The sequence below is a fragment of the Achromobacter sp. genome, assembly GCF_032102605.1.
Classification (GTDB): domain Bacteria; phylum Pseudomonadota; class Gammaproteobacteria; order Burkholderiales; family Burkholderiaceae_B; genus Achromobacter.
Window position 1 is genome coordinate 270,968 of the sequence record NZ_DAMDGT010000005.1, and the last position, 15,121, is coordinate 286,088.

Sequence of the window (15,121 nt, forward strand, 5' to 3'; positions counted from 1 at the left end):
CTTCACTCTTTAGCCTAGCGGCCGTTAACGATGCCGGCTGTCATCCGGCGATCCCGTGACGCAATGACAGTGCGCCACGTCATCCGCAAGCTAAGAGTCCACAAATGTCTGACAAAGAAAAAAGCACTGGAGAATCTTCCCAGGAAACCACGGACGCGACGACGCCCGTACGCGCCACCCGTCGCGGGTTCCTTACCGGCATCGCCGCGCTGGGCGCCAGCGCAGCCGCCATGGGCGCGCTCTCCGGCTGCTCCAGCGATGATGACAACGATGACACTCCCGCCACTCCTGCTCCGTCGCCCGATCCGGCTCCCGCGCCTGCGCCGGACCTGACCACGCAGCTGCGCGAGAACGTCAAGACCCTGGTCGTGATCTTTGCCGAGAACCGCAGCTTCAACAATCTCTTCGCCAACTTCCCCGGCGTGGAAAAGCCCCTGTCCGCGCTGACGACGGCGGACTATGCCCAGGTCGACCGCGACGGCACGCCGCTGTCGGTGCTGCCGCCCGTCTGGAACGGCATGGTGCCCACGTCGCAGCAGGCCAACCACATCACCTATCAGGTCGACCAGCCCGCCGCCTACATGAACAACCTGCCCAACGCGCCCTTTCCGCTGCTGGGCCCGCAGGGCGAGCCCCTGCCGCAAGGCGTGGTCACGCGCGACCTCTGGCATGTGTTCTATCAGAACCAGATGCAGATCAACAGCGGCAAGAACGACAAGTTCGTCGCGTGGGGAGACTCCGGCGCCCTGGTCATGGGCCACTACAGCGACTCCGCCTACAACCTGCGCTTGTGGAAGTTGGCGCAGGAGTTCGTGCTGTGCGACAACTTCTTCCAGGGCGCTTTCGGCGGGTCGTTCCTGAACCACCAGTACCTGGTGGCAGGTCGCGCGCCGTTCTATCCCGACGCGGCCAGCTCCGTCGCCAAGACCCAGATCGCAGAACTGCAAAGCTCGGATCCGACCGACACGCGCCTGATGCCCAAGGCCACGTCGCCCGCCAGCGCGCTTACTGGCATCCCGCAGTTTGGCGCCAGCGCGCTGACGCCCGACGGCTACGGCGTCAACACGATGGCCCCGCCCTACTGGCCGTCGTTCAGCCGCGACGCAAGCGATCCGACGCTGGCCGATCCCACCAGCCCGCAGACCATGGTGCCGCAGTCGCACGTCAATATCGGCGACCTGATGAGCGCCAAGGGACTGGACTGGGCGTGGTACGCCGGCGGCTGGCAAGCCGCTGTCGACTCGACGGCCAGCACGGGCTTTCCGTCATCGCCCAACTTCCAGGCGCATCACCAGCCGTTCAATTACTTCAAGAGCACCGCGCCCGGCACCACCGCGCGCACGGCGCATATCCGCGACGGCGGCCTGGGCGATCTGGTCTCCACCAACAAGTTCCTGGCCGACGCCGAAGCCGGCACGCTGCCCCCGCTGACGTTCTACAAGCCGCAGGGCAACCTGAACATGCACGCGGGCTACGCCGATGTGGACTCGGGCGACCGCCACATCGCGCACATCGTGGACAGCCTGCGGAAAAGCAAGCAGTGGGACAACATGGTGGTCGTGATCACGGTGGACGAGAACGGCGGCTGGTGGGATCACGTGGCGCCCCCGCAAGGCGACCGCTTTGGCCCGGGCTCGCGCATTCCGGCAATCGTCGCGTCGCCCTTCGCGAAGAAGGGAACTGTCGACCACACTATCTACGACACGGGCTCGATCCTGCGCCTGGCCACCCGGCTCTTCGATCTGCCGATGCTCGAAGGCCTGAAGTCGCGCGATGACGACATGACCGGCCGCGGACAGGCTGCAATGGGCGACCTGACCAACGCGCTGACGTTCAACGGCTAAGCCCGGCAATGCCGGCGGCGGGCCTGCCTATGCGGCGCCCGCCCGCCCATGGACCAGCAGCGCGTAGATCTCCGCCACGCGGTCGATCGTGATTCCATTGCGCTGCTCGACCGCCAATGGATGACTCGTCGGCTCCAGTTCGATGTACGGCCGGATGCCGTCGTCCCGAAGATGGACATGCGTCTTCAAGCACAAAGCGCCCCGATTGATGCATCCACCAGGGATCCGCCTGCCAGCCGACGATCGCAAAAATGAATCGGCGCTCGCTGACGGGCATGGCGCTTGCTGCTCCGCCCTTCACGGGCGTGAGCTCCAGCCCGCCACCTATGAGGCGACCAAGTGACCCAACTCATTGAACAACGGTATTCGCTTACCGTGCGTCCCATGCCGGCGGTATTCCTGGCCGGGATGTTCCCCCTCTTTCTCGGCGCAGCGCTCGCGGATGCGGCGTATGCGAAAACTTTTCAAATTCAGTGGAGTAATTTCGCGTCCTGGCTGCTGGTGGGCGGGCTGCTGTTTGGCGCCATCGCGCTGATGTTCGCCGTCGCCAGCCTCTTCCGGGCCCACCAACGCGCGCGAGGCATCGTTCCCTATGCGCTGGTGCTGCTGGCGGCCTGGATCGCGGGCTTTTTCAGCGCGCTCATCCACTCCCGGGACGCCTGGGCAAGCATGCCGACCGGCATGATCCTGTCCGTCGTCGCAGTCCTGCTCGCCTTCATTGCCGTCTGGTTGGGCTTTCGCACGCCCCACATCAAGGGGCCGATATGAAATACCGCCGCTTATTTGCCGCCATTCCGCTGTCCGTCATTGCGAGCGTGTGCCACGGCCAGGCCGGGCCATCGCAGGTGGGTCCGAATCCCGAACTGCCCAAGCCCGAGCGGGGCCTGCTGCCCGACATGGTGATTGCGAAGCCAGCGGCATGGGGCGACAAGTCGCCAACCGTGCCCGACGGCTACAAGATCAGCGCCATCGCCACGGACCTGAAGATTCCGCGCCAGACGCTGGTCCTGCCCAACGGCGACATCCTGGTGGCCGAAGGACGCGGCGGCAGCGCCAGCGACCTCAAGCCCAAGGACGTGATCGCCGGCATCATCAAGGCTCGCGGCACCAGCCCGGTCAAGGGCGGCAACCGCCTGACCCTGCTGCGCGACGCCAAGGGCGACGGCGCCTATGAGGCCTTCACGTTCGCGGAGAACTTGAACGCGCCATACGGCCTGGCGTTGGTGGGCAACAACCTCTATGTCGCCAACCAGGACGCGCTGGTGCGCTTCGACTATCAACCCGGACAGACCAAGGCCAGCGGCCCGCCCCAAACCGTGACGCAGCTGCCTTCGGAGATCAATCACCACTGGACCAAGGCGCTGACCGCCAGTGCAGACGGACAATACCTGTACGTTGGCATCGGATCCAACAGCAACATCACGGAACGCGGCATGACGGCGGAAGTGGACCGTGCCCGCGTCTGGCGCGTAAACGCCCAAACCGGCGAATACAAGACCTACGCCACGGGACTGCGCAACCCAACCGCGCTGACCATCCAGCCCGACACCGGCCAGTTGTGGGCCGTGGTCAACGAACGCGACGAGATTGGTCCCGACCTGGTGCCGGACTATCTGACCGCCGTGAAGGAAGGCGCCTTCTATGGCTGGCCGTACAGCTACTGGGGGGCCAACGTGGACGACCGCGTTCGGCCCCAGGATCCGGACAAGGTCGCGGCGGCAATCAAGCCCGACTACAGCCTGGGCTCGCACGTCGCGGCGCTGGGCGTCGACTTCTCGACCGACACGATGGGCGCAAAGTTCGCCAATGGCGTCTTTGTCGGCGAACACGGCAGCTGGAACCGCAGTGATCCCGTTGGCTACAAGGTGGTGTTCGTGCCATTCAGCGACGGACGGCCGTCTGGCCCGCCGGTGGACTTCGTCGCGGGCTTTCGCGATCCCGACGGCACCACCCGAGGCCGCCCGGTTGGCGTGACGGTCGACCCAAAGGGAGCGCTCATCGTGGCGGACGACCTTTCGAACACGATCTGGCGCATCACGCCGGCGCGGCCCGGCCAGCCGTAGGAATCGGCCGCGGGCGTACGCCCCGCGGCTGGCGACGTTCGCCGGAGACGGAGCAGCAGCGACAAACGCAGCGTGCGAAAATTGCGGATCGACCTATCGAGGCGGTCCTCGTGAAACACCTGCTTGTCAGTCTGGAAAAACTGCCTGATTTCGACGAAATCATCGACGTGCGCACTCCTCTGGAGTATGCCGACGACCACATCCCGGGCGCCTGCAACGCGCCCGTGCTCAGCAACGAAGAGCGCGTGCTGATCGGCACGATGTACAAGCAGGTGTCGCCGTTCGAAGCCTCGCGCGCGGGCGCGGCCATCGTGGCCCGCAACATCGCCCGCCATCTGGAAACCACCTTCGCGGATCGCCCCCAGGGCTGGCGTCCGCTGGTGTATTGCTGGCGCGGCGGCAAACGGTCGGGCTCCATGACGCTGATGTTCAACATGATCGGCTGGCGCGCGCGACAGCTGGACGGCGGCTACAAGAGCTACCGGCGCGCCACGCTGGACGCGCTGCAAACCCTGCCGCAGGCGCTGCGGTACGTGGTCCTGACTGGCCCCACCGGCAGCGGCAAGACACGTCTGCTGCATGCGCTTCAAGCAGCGGGCGCGCAGACGCTCGACCTGGAAGATCTTGCCTCCCATCGAGGCTCGCTGCTGGGTGCGCTGCCCGACGCGCAGCAACCCACGCAAAAGCGCTTCGACACGCTGCTCGCAGCGCGCCTGCGTGATTTCAATTCGACCCTGCCTGTGTTTGTCGAAGCGGAAAGCCGCAAGATCGGCGCGGTGGAAATTCCCGCTTCCCTGCTGCACGCCATCCATCAGGGCGCCTGCATCGACGTGCGTTCCACGCGCGAAGACCGGACGTTGTTCCTGCAGCAGGACTACGCGCGGCTGTTCGACAACCCAGGATGGCTCAAGACGCAGTTGCAGCGCATGGTAGGCCTGCACAGCCGCGACACCATCAACGGCTGGGTCAAGCTGGTCGACGAAGGCCGCCGCGAAACCCTGGCCCGCGAACTGATCGACCGCCATTACGACCCCGCCTATGCGCGCAGCTCGCAATCGCATTTCGTGCAACTGCCACAAGCAATGCGCCTGGACTTCCGGCCCAACGATCCGGATGTCGCGGAACAGGCGCTTGCGCTGATCCGCAAGCTGTCGTGACACGCGCCCTGGCCAGCAATCACTTCCCCCAGCAATCGATGCCCAAGCATTTCACTGCAAGCTGCCATGTCATCACCGGCGCTTCAGGCGCAGGCAAATCCACCCTGCTCGCGGCGCTGGGCGATCTTGGATATTCCACCGTCCCGGAAGCGGCGCTGGCCTTGCTGCGCGAGCAACAGGCGTGCAACGGCGCGCTGCTTCCCTGGACGCATCGCGCGGCATTCATGGAAGAGGTCCTGAAGCGAAACATCAGCAACCACCAGGCCGCACAGTCGTTGCAAGCGCCCGTCTTCTTTGACAGGGGCATTCCGGAGTGCCTGGCCTGGCTGCGGATGTCGGACGTGGTCTTGCAGCCGCATCACTTGTCCGCGCCCGAGCGATACCGCTACGCCCCGACCGTATTCGTGGCGGAGCCGTGGCCGGAGATCTACGTTCAAAATGCGGAGCGCCAGGCAAGCTTCGAGCGGGCGATCCGCTCCTATGAAGCAACCGTCAATGCGTATGTCGAAGCGGGGTATTCGATCTGCGTCCTTCCCAAGGCGCCCGTGCAGGAGCGCGTGGCGTTTGTCCTTGAGCACGTCGTGCCAGGACGTGAAGCGCGATGAGGCGCTTGCGGGTCCGCAGAGGGAGGGCCAGTTGTTCAAGCACTATCAGGGACTCGATGCCCAGCAGGCAACAAAAAACCCGCAGAGCATTAAGCTATGCGGGTCTTGAGGCAACCTTTGTTCACTGGTGCAAGTGTCTTTGGCGGAGACGGTGGGATTCGAACCCACGATGCAGTTTTTAGCCACATACTCCCTTAGCAGGGGAGCCCCTTCAGCCTCTCGGGCACGTCTCCGAAAAGAGAACGAGATTCTAGCACGATTTTTTTCGCTCTTGCCTGCGATGCAGGCCTTCAATCAAAAAAATCGTGCCGGACCCGCTTTCTTAAACCTTGGTGGCGGGCGCCTGGTCCAGGCCGAAGGCCTTGTGCAGCGCGCGCACGCCCAGTTCCATGTACTTGTCGTCGATGATCACCGAGGTCTTGATTTCGCTGGTGCTGATCATCTGGATGTTGATGCCTTCTTGCGAAAGCGTCTGGAACATCAGGCTGGCGACGCCGACGTGCGAGCGCATGCCGATGCCGACGATGGAGACCTTGGCGACCTTTTCGTCGGTGGACAGTTCACGCGCGCCCACGGCGGGGATGACTTCGCGCTTGAGCAAGTCCACGGCGCGCGCAAATTCGTTGCGGTTCACGGTGAACGAGAAGTCGGTCGTGCCGGCTACGGACTGGTTCTGCACGATCATGTCGACGTCGATGTTGGCGGCGGCGACAGGGCCCAGGATGGAGAAGGCGATGCCGGGTTTGTCCGGAACGGCCAGCAAGGTGATTTTGGCTTCGTCGCGGCTGAAGGCGATGCCGGAGACAACGGCGGCTTCCATTTTTTCGTCTTCCTCAAAAGTAATCAGCGTGCCCGAGACCATTTCTTCCTCGAGCGGGATAAGGGGGTCGGTCAGCGAGGACAGGACCCGGACCGGCACACGATATTTGCCGGCGAATTCAACCGAACGGATCTGCAGGACCTTGGAGCCCAGCGATGCCATTTCCAGCATTTCCTCGAAGGAAACGACGGACATGCGGCGCGCTTCGGGCACCACGCGCGGATCGGTCGTGTAGACGCCGTCCACGTCGGTGTAGATCAAACATTCGTCGGCCTTGATGGCGGCAGCCACGGCCACGGCCGAGGTGTCGGAACCGCCACGGCCCAGCGTGGTGATGTGGCCGTCGGGGTCGATGCCCTGGAAACCCGTCACGATGACCACGCGGCCGGCGTCGAGGTCACCGCGGATGCGCGCGTCGTCGATGGACGAAATGCGGGCCTTGGTGAACGACGAATCGGTGCGCACGGGCACTTGCCAACCGGCATAGCTGCGGGCGGAGACGCCCTCGGCCTGCAAGGCAATGGCCAGAAGGCCGCTGCTGGCTTGCTCGCCGGTGGCGGCGATCATGTCGAGTTCGCGGCCGTCGGGCTGGGGCGAAAGCTCTCGCGCCAGGCCCAGCAGACGATTCGTTTCGCCTGCCATGGCGGACGGAACAACAACAACCTGGTGGCCGGCGGCATGCCACTTCGCGACGCGACGCGCCACGTTTCTGATGCGCTCGACCGAGCCCATCGAAGTACCGCCATATTTGTGAACGATCAGGGACATCTCGTGCTCTGGCTGGAGACCCGCCGCAAGAAGTGTTGACGGGCAAAACCATATATTCTAGCGCGACGGTAAAAATTTGCGCAGATTGCCGAAATTCACTGACCGGAGACGGTCAATACGCGTCAAAAAAGGCCTCAAAGAAGCCTTGAGAGGCTCCCTCAACCGCGGGGCTCCACCCAGACTCTCCCGCGGTGGCAGCGAATGACGTGTCCCGCCTGCTCCACCCGCAACTGGCGGTCGTGGCCCAGGCTGTGCAGCCCCCGCAGTTGACGCAGCAGGTCCGCCATGCGGGCGTCCGTCGGCATGCGGGCGCCGTTCTGATGCAGCCAGTGCCTGAGCACCTGCGCCTGGCGGGCCGGCGACAGGTTCCGCCACGCCAGAAGCGAAAAACTGGCGCCGTCCGGACTGGGATCCAGCCTGGCGAAATCCTCGCGCGCCACTTCGTCCAGGATCTGGGCCGCATCGGCCATGTGCCGCGCGTGGCGCGCCACGATGCCGCGCCAACCCGGCCAGCGGGCGTCCAGCACCGGCGCCAGCAGCTCGCGCACCGCGGCGCGGGTGTATCGCGGATCCGCGTTGGTGGGATCCTGCACGGCGCGCCAGCCGCAGGCGGCCTGAACCGCGTCCGCGGCCTGCAGGATCGCGCTGCGATCCTGGTCCAGCCAGGGACGCAGGTAAACGATGCCGTCGCGCTGCGACACGGGCGCCATCGCCGCCATGCCGGTCAGGCCAGTGCCGCGCAGCAGACGCAGCAGCACGGTTTCGGCCTGGTCGTTGCAGTGATGGGCCAGCAGGATATGGCCGACATCGTGATCTTGCGCCAGCCGGGCCAGCGCCGCATATCGCGCGTCACGGGCGGCGGCTTCGATGCCCTTGCCGGCCGCCTGCTCGACCTGGACCCGGGCCTCGATCAGTGGAAGGGAAAGCGTGGCCGCCAGGTCCCGCCCCTGCTGCGCCCAGGCGTCGGCAGCGGCCTGCAGGCCGTGGTGCACGTGGAAAAGGACCACGTCGATGCCCAGCGCCGATGCAACCTGGCCCGCGTGCACGGCCAGCATGGCCGAGTCGGCCCCGCCGCTGAAAGCGACGGCCACACGGCGCGGGCGCTGGGGCAAAGCCTGGAGCGCCCGCCGCAAGGCCGCGGCAAGTTCGGCTGAAATGGGTAGCGCTGGACCGGGATCCGCGCTGACCCGAGGCGTTGTGTCGGGCGGCGGGATGTCGGTCATGGCGGGATGGGCGCGGGGGCCGCGACGCCGGCGCGCGGCCGGCGTCCCAGCCGCTTTACGCGCGCACTTCCTGGTACGCGCCGTAGGACAGCACGCGCTGGACGCGCTGTTCGACGAGCTGCTCGGGCGTCAGGCCCTGGAGCTGGCGCAGGGCGTCGCCCAGCGCGCGGCGCAGCAGGCGCGCCATGACGCGGGGGTCGCGGTGCGCGCCGCCCACGGGTTCGTTGACCACCCGGTCAACCAGGCCCAGGTCTTTCAGGCGGGGCGCGATGATGGCCAGCGCATCGGCGGCCTCGGGAGCCTTGTCGGCGCTGCGCCAGAGGATCGACGCGCAGCCTTCGGGCGAGATCACCGCGTAAGTCGCGTATTGCAGCATCAGCACCGCATTGCCCACGGCGATGGCCAGGGCGCCGCCCGAGCCGCCTTCGCCGATGATCGTGCAGATCACGGGCACCTTCAGTTCGGCCATGGCGTACAGGTTGTGGCCGATGGCTTCGGACTGGCCGCGCTCTTCGGCGCCGATGCCGGGATATGCGCCCGGAGTGTCCACGAAGGTGAACACGGGGATGCCGAATTTTTCGGCCAGGCGCATCAGGCGCAGGGCCTTGCGATAGCCCTCGGGACGCGGCATGCCGAAGTTGCGCGCGGCGCGCTCTTTGGTGTCGCGGCCCTTTTGATGGCCGATGACCATGCAGGGCGTACCGTTGAAGCGCGCCAGACCGCCCACGATGGACTGGTCGTCGGCGTACATGCGGTCGCCGTGCAGTTCATGGTAGTCGGTGAACATTTCGCGCACGTAGTCCAGCGTGTAGGGACGCTGGGGGTGGCGGGCGACGAGCGCCGTCTGCCAGGGCGTGAGCTTGGCGTAGATTTCCTTGGCCAGGGTCTGGCTCTTTTGCTGCAGACGTCCGATTTCGTCGGAGATGTCCACGGCCGAATCGGCCTGCACATAGCGCAGCTGCTCGATCTTGTTCTCCAGCTCGGCGAGCGGCTGTTCAAATTCCAGAAATGTATTGCGCATGTAGTGTGGTTCCGTAGATGGGCTGCCTGGGCTGCGTCAGTATTGGACCGGCGTCGGTTCCAGACTGCGCCACAAATACCAGGTTGCCACGGTACGCCAGGGTTGCCACGCCAACGAGACTTCGCGAGCCTCGAAGCGAGAGACAGGCTCGCCGCTGAAATAGTGTAGCGAGATTGCCTTGAGCAACCCGGGATCATCCAGCGGCAGGACATCAGGCCGCTGTAGATTGAAAATCAAAAACATCTCCGCCGTCCAGCGCCCGATGCCCCGGATGGCGACCAGTTCCGAAATGACGGCCTCGTCGTCCATGGCCGCCCATTTCTCGGGATGGACCCGGCGTTCGCCGAAGTGCACGGCCAGGTCGTTTACGTACTCGGCCTTGCGCTGCGACAGCCCGGCCTTGCGCAGGCCATCCAGGCCAACGCGCAGCACGGCGACGGGCGTGGGGCGCTTGCCCACGGCGTCGATGAACTTGTCCCAGACGGCATCGGCCGCCTTGGGGGAAATCTGTTGCCCGATGATCGCCCGCGCCAGCGTGATGAACGGAGTGCCGCGCGAGGTCAGCCAGACCTCGGGGTGCTGGGGGATGATTTTTTTCAGGATGCGGTCGCGGCGCATCAAGTGCGCTACGGCGGCTTCCCAATAATCAGGCTTGGGAATCTCGAGATCTGCGGTGGACATGTCCGGCGTATCCTGGATTTTCAAGCCCGACGCCATTGCGTCAGGCCACCCGGCTTGTCGTCCAGCTCGATGCCGGCCTCGCGCAGTTCGGCGCGGATGCGGTCAGCCTCGGCAAAGTCACGGGCGGCCTTGGCGGCCGCGCGCGCGTCGATGAGGGACTGGATGGCTTCGGCGTCCAGCGTGCTGCGCACGCCCTGTTCCATCGCGGCCGCGGAGTAGCGGGTGGAAGACTGGAAATAGGCAGCGGGATCTTGCTGCAACAGGCCAAGCAGGGCCGCCAGGGCCTTCATCTGTCCGGCGCTGCGCGCGTTCTTGCTGCGATTGGCCTCGGATGCCAGTTCAAACAAGGCGGCGATGGCGCCCGAACTGTTGAAATCGTCATCCATCGCCGCCTTGAAGGCCTGGGCCTGGGGCTCGTCCCAGTCGATTCCCTGGTCGTCCGCCGGCACGTTCTGCAGCGCCTGGTACAGGCGATCCAGTGCATTCTGCGCGTCGACGAGGTTGTCGGGCGTGTAGTTCTGCGGGCTGCGGTAGTGGTTGCGCACGATGAAAAAGCGCACCATTTCCGCTTCGCGCGGGTTCACCTGGTATTCGGACTGATCGGCCGCCGGATCGGACTGGGCGACGGTCTGGCGGATGGTGCGGAAGTTGCCCAGGGACTTGGACATTTTGTCCGAATCGACCATGAGCGGGCCGCAGTGCATCCAGATATTGGCCAGCGTGCCGCCGAACGCGCCCTCGGTCTGGGCGATTTCGTTTTCGTGATGCGGGAATTTCAGGTCGGGACCGCCACCATGGATGTCCAGAGGCAAACCCAGCAGCGACTTGCTCATGGCCGAGCATTCGATGTGCCAGCCCGGGCGGCCCAGGCCGTAGGGAGATTCCCATTTGGTGTCGGCGGGTTCCTCGGCCTTGGCGGACTTCCACAGGACGAAGTCCAGGGGATCCCGCTTGCCCGACCCGACCGCCACGCGCTCGCCGGCGCGCAGGTCGTCCAGTGTCTTGCCGGACAGCTTGCCGTAGCCGGGGAAGCCGCGCACGGCGTAGTTCACGTCGCCGTCGTCGCCTTGGTAGGCCAGTCCGTTCTGCTCGAGCTTGCCGATGATGTCCAGCATGTCGCCGACGTACTGGGTGGCGCGCGGCTCGCGGTCGGGGGATTCCACGCCCAATGCGCGCTCGTCGGCGTGCATGGCGTCGATATAGAACTCGGTGACTTCGCCGATGCGGCGGCCGGTTTCGACCGCGCGACGGATGATCTTGTCGTCGATATCCGTGATGTTGCGTACGTAGTCGACCGCCAGGCCGCTGGCGCGCAGCCAGCGCTGGACGACGTCGAACGACACCAGCATGCGGGCGTGCCCCAGATGGCAGAAGTCGTACACCGTCATGCCGCACACGTACATGCGCACCTGACCGGCCTGTGCCGGCTTGAACGGTTCTTTGGTACGCGATAACGTGTTGTAGATTTGCAGCATGGCGCGATAGGCTTCGTTTAGTGTTCCGTGGCGGTTGCGGAAAGTTGCTGTCGACGGACGATACCGTGAAAGCGTGCCGCCCCATTTCCACCCGGGTCGATGGTTCCGCCGCGACGGTTCGACGCTGCGGAATCGGCTGCGGCAATCTGGATTGCCGTTCCGTTCCCGTCCCTTCGTCCTTGGCCTTATCGTCCCGAGTCGATCCGAGTCGATCCGAAACTCCGGCCCCAACCGCAGCGCGTCACCCTGGTTCGGCTTCGGGCTGCGTCGGATGGCCGGCCGCATCGGATGGCTGCAGAACGGATCATCAAGCCAAAAACACAACCGGGGCTAAAATGGTGGTCGTCAAGTATAGCAAGCGGCCCGGCCGCGCGCGTAAGCGCCGGCCGGCCACGACTTTTAACGGAACCCACACGTGACTATCAAGCCGCGTTTTTGCGTTGCCCTGCTCGCCCTGGCCCTGGCCGGCGCGCCGGCTGGCGTCGCGCTCGCCCAGTCGATGAGCGGTGGCGCGGGACAAAGCCCCAACGCCACCCGCACCACCATCGACCCGATCCCGCCCGAAGGCGGCTGGGACGCCCTGGCCAAGCTGCTTGAAGCCGCCAAACCCAGCGTGGACACCCGGCTCGTTCCGTCTGCCTCGCAGATCACCACGCACATCGAACGCATGCTGAACCGCGGCGAAAACGAAGAAGCGCTGGCAATGATCGAAAAGCGCCAGGCCGAAATCAAGGACCAGCGCGGCACCGATGTCCAGCTGATGTTCCAGCACGCCCGTGCGCTGGCGGCGCTGAACCGCACGAACGAAGCCATTGACGTCTACACCGACATGACCACGCGGTTTCCCGAATTGCCGGAACCCTGGAACAATCTGGCGGCTCTATATGCCAGCCGCGGCGAACTCGACCGAGCGCAAGATGCCCTGCAAATGGCTTTGCGCGCCGACCCGAACTACGCCGCCGCACGCGCCAACCTTGGCGACCTGCAGCTTCTGCAGGCCCTGCGCACCTACAAGAAGGCCGCCAGCGACGGCGTGCCGGGCATGCAGGAAAAGGTCCGCGAAGTTGAAACAATGTTGAAGGATAAACAAGGCAAATGATGTCCCGTTACTCTCCTCTTCACCTGTTGCGCCTGACGGCGTGCTCGTTCGCGCTGGCCGCATTCGCACCAGCGCTTGTCAGCGCCGCTCCCGCAGCCACCACTTCCCCCTCCACCTCCGAAGGCACCAAAACCATGAGCACCAATCCCCGCGTCAAGCTTCACACGAACCAAGGCGACATGGTCATCACCCTGGACGCCGCCAAGGCGCCCAAGTCGGTCGAAAACTTCCTGACGTACGTCAAGGAAGGCTTCTACAACGGCACGGTGTTCCACCGCGTGATCGACGGTTTCATGATCCAGGGCGGCGGTTTCGAACCCGGCATGAAGCAAAAGCAGACCCATGCCCCCATCGAAAACGAAGCCAACAACGGCCTGAAGAACGACAAGTACACGCTTGCCATGGCCCGCACCAGCGATCCGCACTCGGCCACCGCGCAGTTCTTCATCAACGTGTCGAACAACGACTTCCTGAACTTCACGTCGCCCACGCCGAACGGCTGGGGCTACGCCGTGTTCGGCACCATCACCGAAGGCACGGACGTGGTCGACAAGATCAAGGGCGTGAAGACCGGCAACAAGGGCTTCCACCAGAACGTGCCGAACGAAGACATCATCATCGAGAAGGCCGAAGTTCTTGAATAAGATCACCCTGTCCGGTTCGATCTGGCTGGCGTCCGACCTGCATCTGGGGCCGGCCACGCCGGCTACCTCCGAGGCCTTCCTGGCCTTCCTGCAAGCCGCGCAAGAAGACGCTGCCGCCCTGCTCCTGCCGGGCGACATCTTCGATGCCTGGATCGGCGACGACGTGATCCGCGCCGCGCCGCCGTGGCTCGCCACGGTGTTGGCGGCGCTGCGTGACACCGCCGCGCGCATTCCGGTCTGGCTGGGTCGCGGCAACCGCGACTTCCTCATCGGGGAAGAACTGGCCAAGGCCGTCGGCGCCAACCTGCTCCCCGAGCCGGCGCTGCTCGAAACCGACTTCGGCCAGGTGCTGCTGACGCACGGCGACGAATTCTGTACCGACGACGCGGCGTACCAGCAGTTCCGCAAGATGGTGCGCAACCCGCAATGGCAGGCCGAATTCCTGGCCAAGACCATTCCCGAGCGTCTGGCCATGGCGCAACAGGCCCGTGGCGAAAGCCAGGCAGCCAACCAGACAAAGTCCATGGAGATCATGGACGTCAACGCGGACGCCATTGAATCCATCTTCCGCCAGACGGGCGTGCGCGTGCTGGTGCATGGCCACACGCACCGGCCCGCTCGCCACGTGCTGGATATCGACGGCGCAAAGCGCGAGCGCTGGGTGCTGCCCGATTGGGATTGCGACCACGTCTCGCCGCCACGCGGCGGCTGGCTGGTCATCGATCGCGACGGCCTGGAGTTCTACGACCTGGAAACGGAAGCGTAAACGCCACGCCCGCCATCGCGCGACACAACAAAAACAAGGGCCGCTTGAAAAAGCGGCCCTTGTCTCTTTTGCCCCGCAGAAGTGGTCAGCGCGTGAAGATCCAGGCCGCCACGATGCCGCCGAAGATGATGCGGTACCAGGCGAACACGCGATACGTGTGGTTGGCCACGAACCGCAGCACGGCCCGCACGACCACCATGGCGCTCAGGAACGCGGCGATGAACCCCACCGCGATGCCGGACAGGTCATGCTGGGTCAGCAGGCCGAAGTTCTTGTACATGTCGTAGGCCGCGGCGCCCAGCATGGTCGGCATGGCCAGGAAGAACGAGAACTCGGTGGCCGTCTTGCGCTGGATGCCGGCGATCATGCCGCCGATGATGGTGGCTCCGGACCGCGACGTGCCCGGGATCATGGCAAAGCATTGCGCCACGCCCACGCCCAGCGCCTGCTTCCAGGAAATCTGTTCCAGCGTGTAGGCCGATGCCCGCTCGTCCGAGGCGGTGTCGTCGGCGGCGCCCGGCGCGTCGCCCGGCGTGTGGCGGGTGCGACGTTCGACGTACAGCATGATCAGGCCGCCCAGCACCAGCGTCACCACGACCACCGCCGGGTGGTAGAACACCGACTTGATGGTCTTGATGAAGATCGCGCCGATCACCGCCGCCGGCAGGAAGGCGATGATCAGGTTGCGCGCGAAGGCCACTTCGCTGGCGACGCCGGTCAGGGTGCCCCGGATGAGCTGCAGCAGCCGCGCGCGGAAGACCCACATCACGGCCAGGATCGATCCAAGCTGGATGACCACCTCGAACACCTTGCCGTCGCCCGACTCGAAGTTGAGCCAGTCGCCGACCAGGATGAGGTGGCCCGTGCTGGACACGGGGATGAACTCGGTCAGGCCTTCCAGGATGCCCAGGACGAAAGCTTTGATCAGATAGAGGGCGTTCTCGGTCACGGGGGA

The 15,121-nt window shown here is 65.0% G+C and carries 15 protein-coding genes and 1 tRNA gene; 8 read left to right on the forward strand and 8 right to left on the reverse strand.

Annotated elements, in window-relative coordinates:
- The first annotated feature begins 104 nt into the window (after positions 1–104).
- Positions 105–1,844: an acid phosphatase gene (acpA, locus tag RT614_RS14050; protein WP_313622717.1), complete on the forward strand. Its 1,740-nt coding sequence runs from the start codon at positions 105–107 to the stop codon at positions 1,842–1,844.
- Positions 1,845–1,871: 27 nt separating this feature from the next.
- Here acpA and RT614_RS14055 read toward each other — a convergent pair whose 3' ends face one another.
- Entirely contained in the window at positions 1,872–2,033 is a 162-nt protein-coding gene (locus tag RT614_RS14055; RefSeq protein ID WP_313622718.1) for a DUF2199 domain-containing protein, read from the reverse strand.
- A 150-nt stretch (positions 2,034–2,183) separates the two neighbouring features.
- On the opposite strand from RT614_RS14055, the gene RT614_RS14060 reads away from it, so the two are divergent.
- The 4 genes from RT614_RS14060 to RT614_RS14075 all read left to right on the forward strand — a co-directional run bounded on the left by RT614_RS14060 (position 2,184) and on the right by RT614_RS14075 (position 5,669).
- Entirely contained in the window at positions 2,184–2,612 is a 429-nt protein-coding gene (locus RT614_RS14060; RefSeq protein ID WP_313622719.1) for a DUF2231 domain-containing protein, read from the forward strand.
- Positions 2,609–3,907 carry a sorbosone dehydrogenase family protein gene (locus RT614_RS14065; RefSeq protein ID WP_313622720.1) on the forward strand — a complete coding sequence of 433 codons (1,299 nt, stop codon included), beginning with the start codon at positions 2,609–2,611 and terminating at the stop codon, positions 3,905–3,907. The genes RT614_RS14060 and RT614_RS14065 overlap by 4 nt, the downstream gene beginning before the upstream one ends.
- Before the next feature lie 110 nt (positions 3,908–4,017).
- Positions 4,018–5,064 (forward strand): tRNA 2-selenouridine(34) synthase MnmH, encoded by a 1,047-nt coding sequence (mnmH, locus tag RT614_RS14070; protein ID WP_313622721.1) that lies wholly within the window; start codon positions 4,018–4,020, stop codon positions 5,062–5,064.
- Entirely contained in the window at positions 5,061–5,669 is a 609-nt protein-coding gene (locus tag RT614_RS14075; protein ID WP_313622722.1) for an AAA family ATPase, read from the forward strand. The genes mnmH and RT614_RS14075 overlap by 4 nt, the downstream gene beginning before the upstream one ends.
- Positions 5,670–5,809: 140 nt before the next feature.
- Here RT614_RS14075 and RT614_RS14080 read toward each other — a convergent pair.
- From RT614_RS14080 to cysS, 6 genes are all read right to left on the reverse strand, one after another.
- Positions 5,810–5,902: transfer RNA gene (locus tag RT614_RS14080), tRNA-Ser, on the reverse strand.
- Between the two features lie 89 nt (positions 5,903–5,991).
- Positions 5,992–7,257: an aspartate kinase gene (locus tag RT614_RS14085; protein ID WP_313622723.1), complete on the reverse strand. Its 1,266-nt coding sequence runs from the start codon at positions 7,255–7,257 to the stop codon at positions 5,992–5,994.
- Between the two features lie 158 nt (positions 7,258–7,415).
- Positions 7,416–8,390 carry a tRNA lysidine(34) synthetase TilS gene (gene tilS, locus RT614_RS14090; RefSeq protein ID WP_313622900.1) on the reverse strand — a complete coding sequence of 325 codons (975 nt, stop codon included), beginning with the start codon at positions 8,388–8,390 and terminating at the stop codon, positions 7,416–7,418.
- Between the two features lie 145 nt (positions 8,391–8,535).
- Positions 8,536–9,501, reverse strand: a complete 966-nt coding sequence (locus RT614_RS14095; protein WP_313622724.1) for an acetyl-CoA carboxylase carboxyltransferase subunit alpha — start codon at positions 9,499–9,501, stop codon at positions 8,536–8,538.
- 36 nt (positions 9,502–9,537) lie between these two features.
- Positions 9,538–10,182 (reverse strand): DNA-3-methyladenine glycosylase 2 family protein, encoded by a 645-nt coding sequence (locus RT614_RS14100; protein WP_313622725.1) that lies wholly within the window; start codon positions 10,180–10,182, stop codon positions 9,538–9,540.
- A gap of 20 nt (positions 10,183–10,202) precedes the next feature.
- Positions 10,203–11,657 carry a cysteine--tRNA ligase gene (cysS, locus tag RT614_RS14105; protein WP_313622726.1) on the reverse strand — a complete coding sequence of 485 codons (1,455 nt, stop codon included), beginning with the start codon at positions 11,655–11,657 and terminating at the stop codon, positions 10,203–10,205.
- 415 nt (positions 11,658–12,072) lie between these two features.
- Between cysS and RT614_RS14110 the strand changes: the two genes are divergently transcribed.
- The 3 genes from RT614_RS14110 to RT614_RS14120 all read left to right on the forward strand — a co-directional run bounded on the left by RT614_RS14110 (position 12,073) and on the right by RT614_RS14120 (position 14,166).
- Positions 12,073–12,756, forward strand: coding sequence for a tetratricopeptide repeat protein (locus tag RT614_RS14110; protein WP_313622727.1), 684 nt, complete (start codon positions 12,073–12,075; stop codon positions 12,754–12,756).
- A gap of 134 nt (positions 12,757–12,890) precedes the next feature.
- A complete protein-coding gene (locus RT614_RS14115) occupies positions 12,891–13,400 on the forward strand; it encodes a peptidylprolyl isomerase (RefSeq protein WP_313622901.1) in 510 nt (169 codons plus the stop codon).
- On the forward strand, positions 13,393–14,166 hold the full coding sequence (locus RT614_RS14120) for a UDP-2,3-diacylglucosamine diphosphatase (protein WP_313622728.1): 774 nt from the start codon (positions 13,393–13,395) through the stop codon (positions 14,164–14,166). The genes RT614_RS14115 and RT614_RS14120 overlap by 8 nt, the downstream gene beginning before the upstream one ends.
- An 85-nt stretch (positions 14,167–14,251) precedes the next feature.
- Here RT614_RS14120 and RT614_RS14125 read toward each other — a convergent pair whose 3' ends face one another.
- Positions 14,252–15,115, reverse strand: a complete 864-nt coding sequence (locus RT614_RS14125) for an undecaprenyl-diphosphate phosphatase (protein WP_313622729.1) — start codon at positions 15,113–15,115, stop codon at positions 14,252–14,254.
- Positions 15,116–15,121: the final 6 nt, after the last annotated feature.

What these genes read in the sequence shown, in the direction of transcription:
- acpA (WP_313622717.1), top strand. Translation starts at nt 105, where the DNA reads ATGTCTGACAAAGAAAAAAGCACTGGAGAATCTTCCCAGGAAACCACG.
- RT614_RS14065 (WP_313622720.1), top strand. Translation starts at nt 2,609, where the DNA reads ATGAAATACCGCCGCTTATTTGCCGCCATTCCGCTGTCCGTCATTGCG.
- RT614_RS14085 (WP_313622723.1), bottom strand. Translation starts at nt 7,257, where the DNA reads ATGTCCCTGATCGTTCACAAATATGGCGGTACTTCGATGGGCTCGGTC.
- RT614_RS14095 (WP_313622724.1), bottom strand. Translation starts at nt 9,501, where the DNA reads ATGCGCAATACATTTCTGGAATTTGAACAGCCGCTCGCCGAGCTGGAG.
- RT614_RS14100 (WP_313622725.1), bottom strand. Translation starts at nt 10,182, where the DNA reads ATGTCCACCGCAGATCTCGAGATTCCCAAGCCTGATTATTGGGAAGCC.
- cysS (WP_313622726.1), bottom strand. Translation starts at nt 11,657, where the DNA reads ATGCTGCAAATCTACAACACGTTATCGCGTACCAAAGAACCGTTCAAG.
- RT614_RS14115 (WP_313622901.1), top strand. Translation starts at nt 12,891, where the DNA reads ATGAGCACCAATCCCCGCGTCAAGCTTCACACGAACCAAGGCGACATG.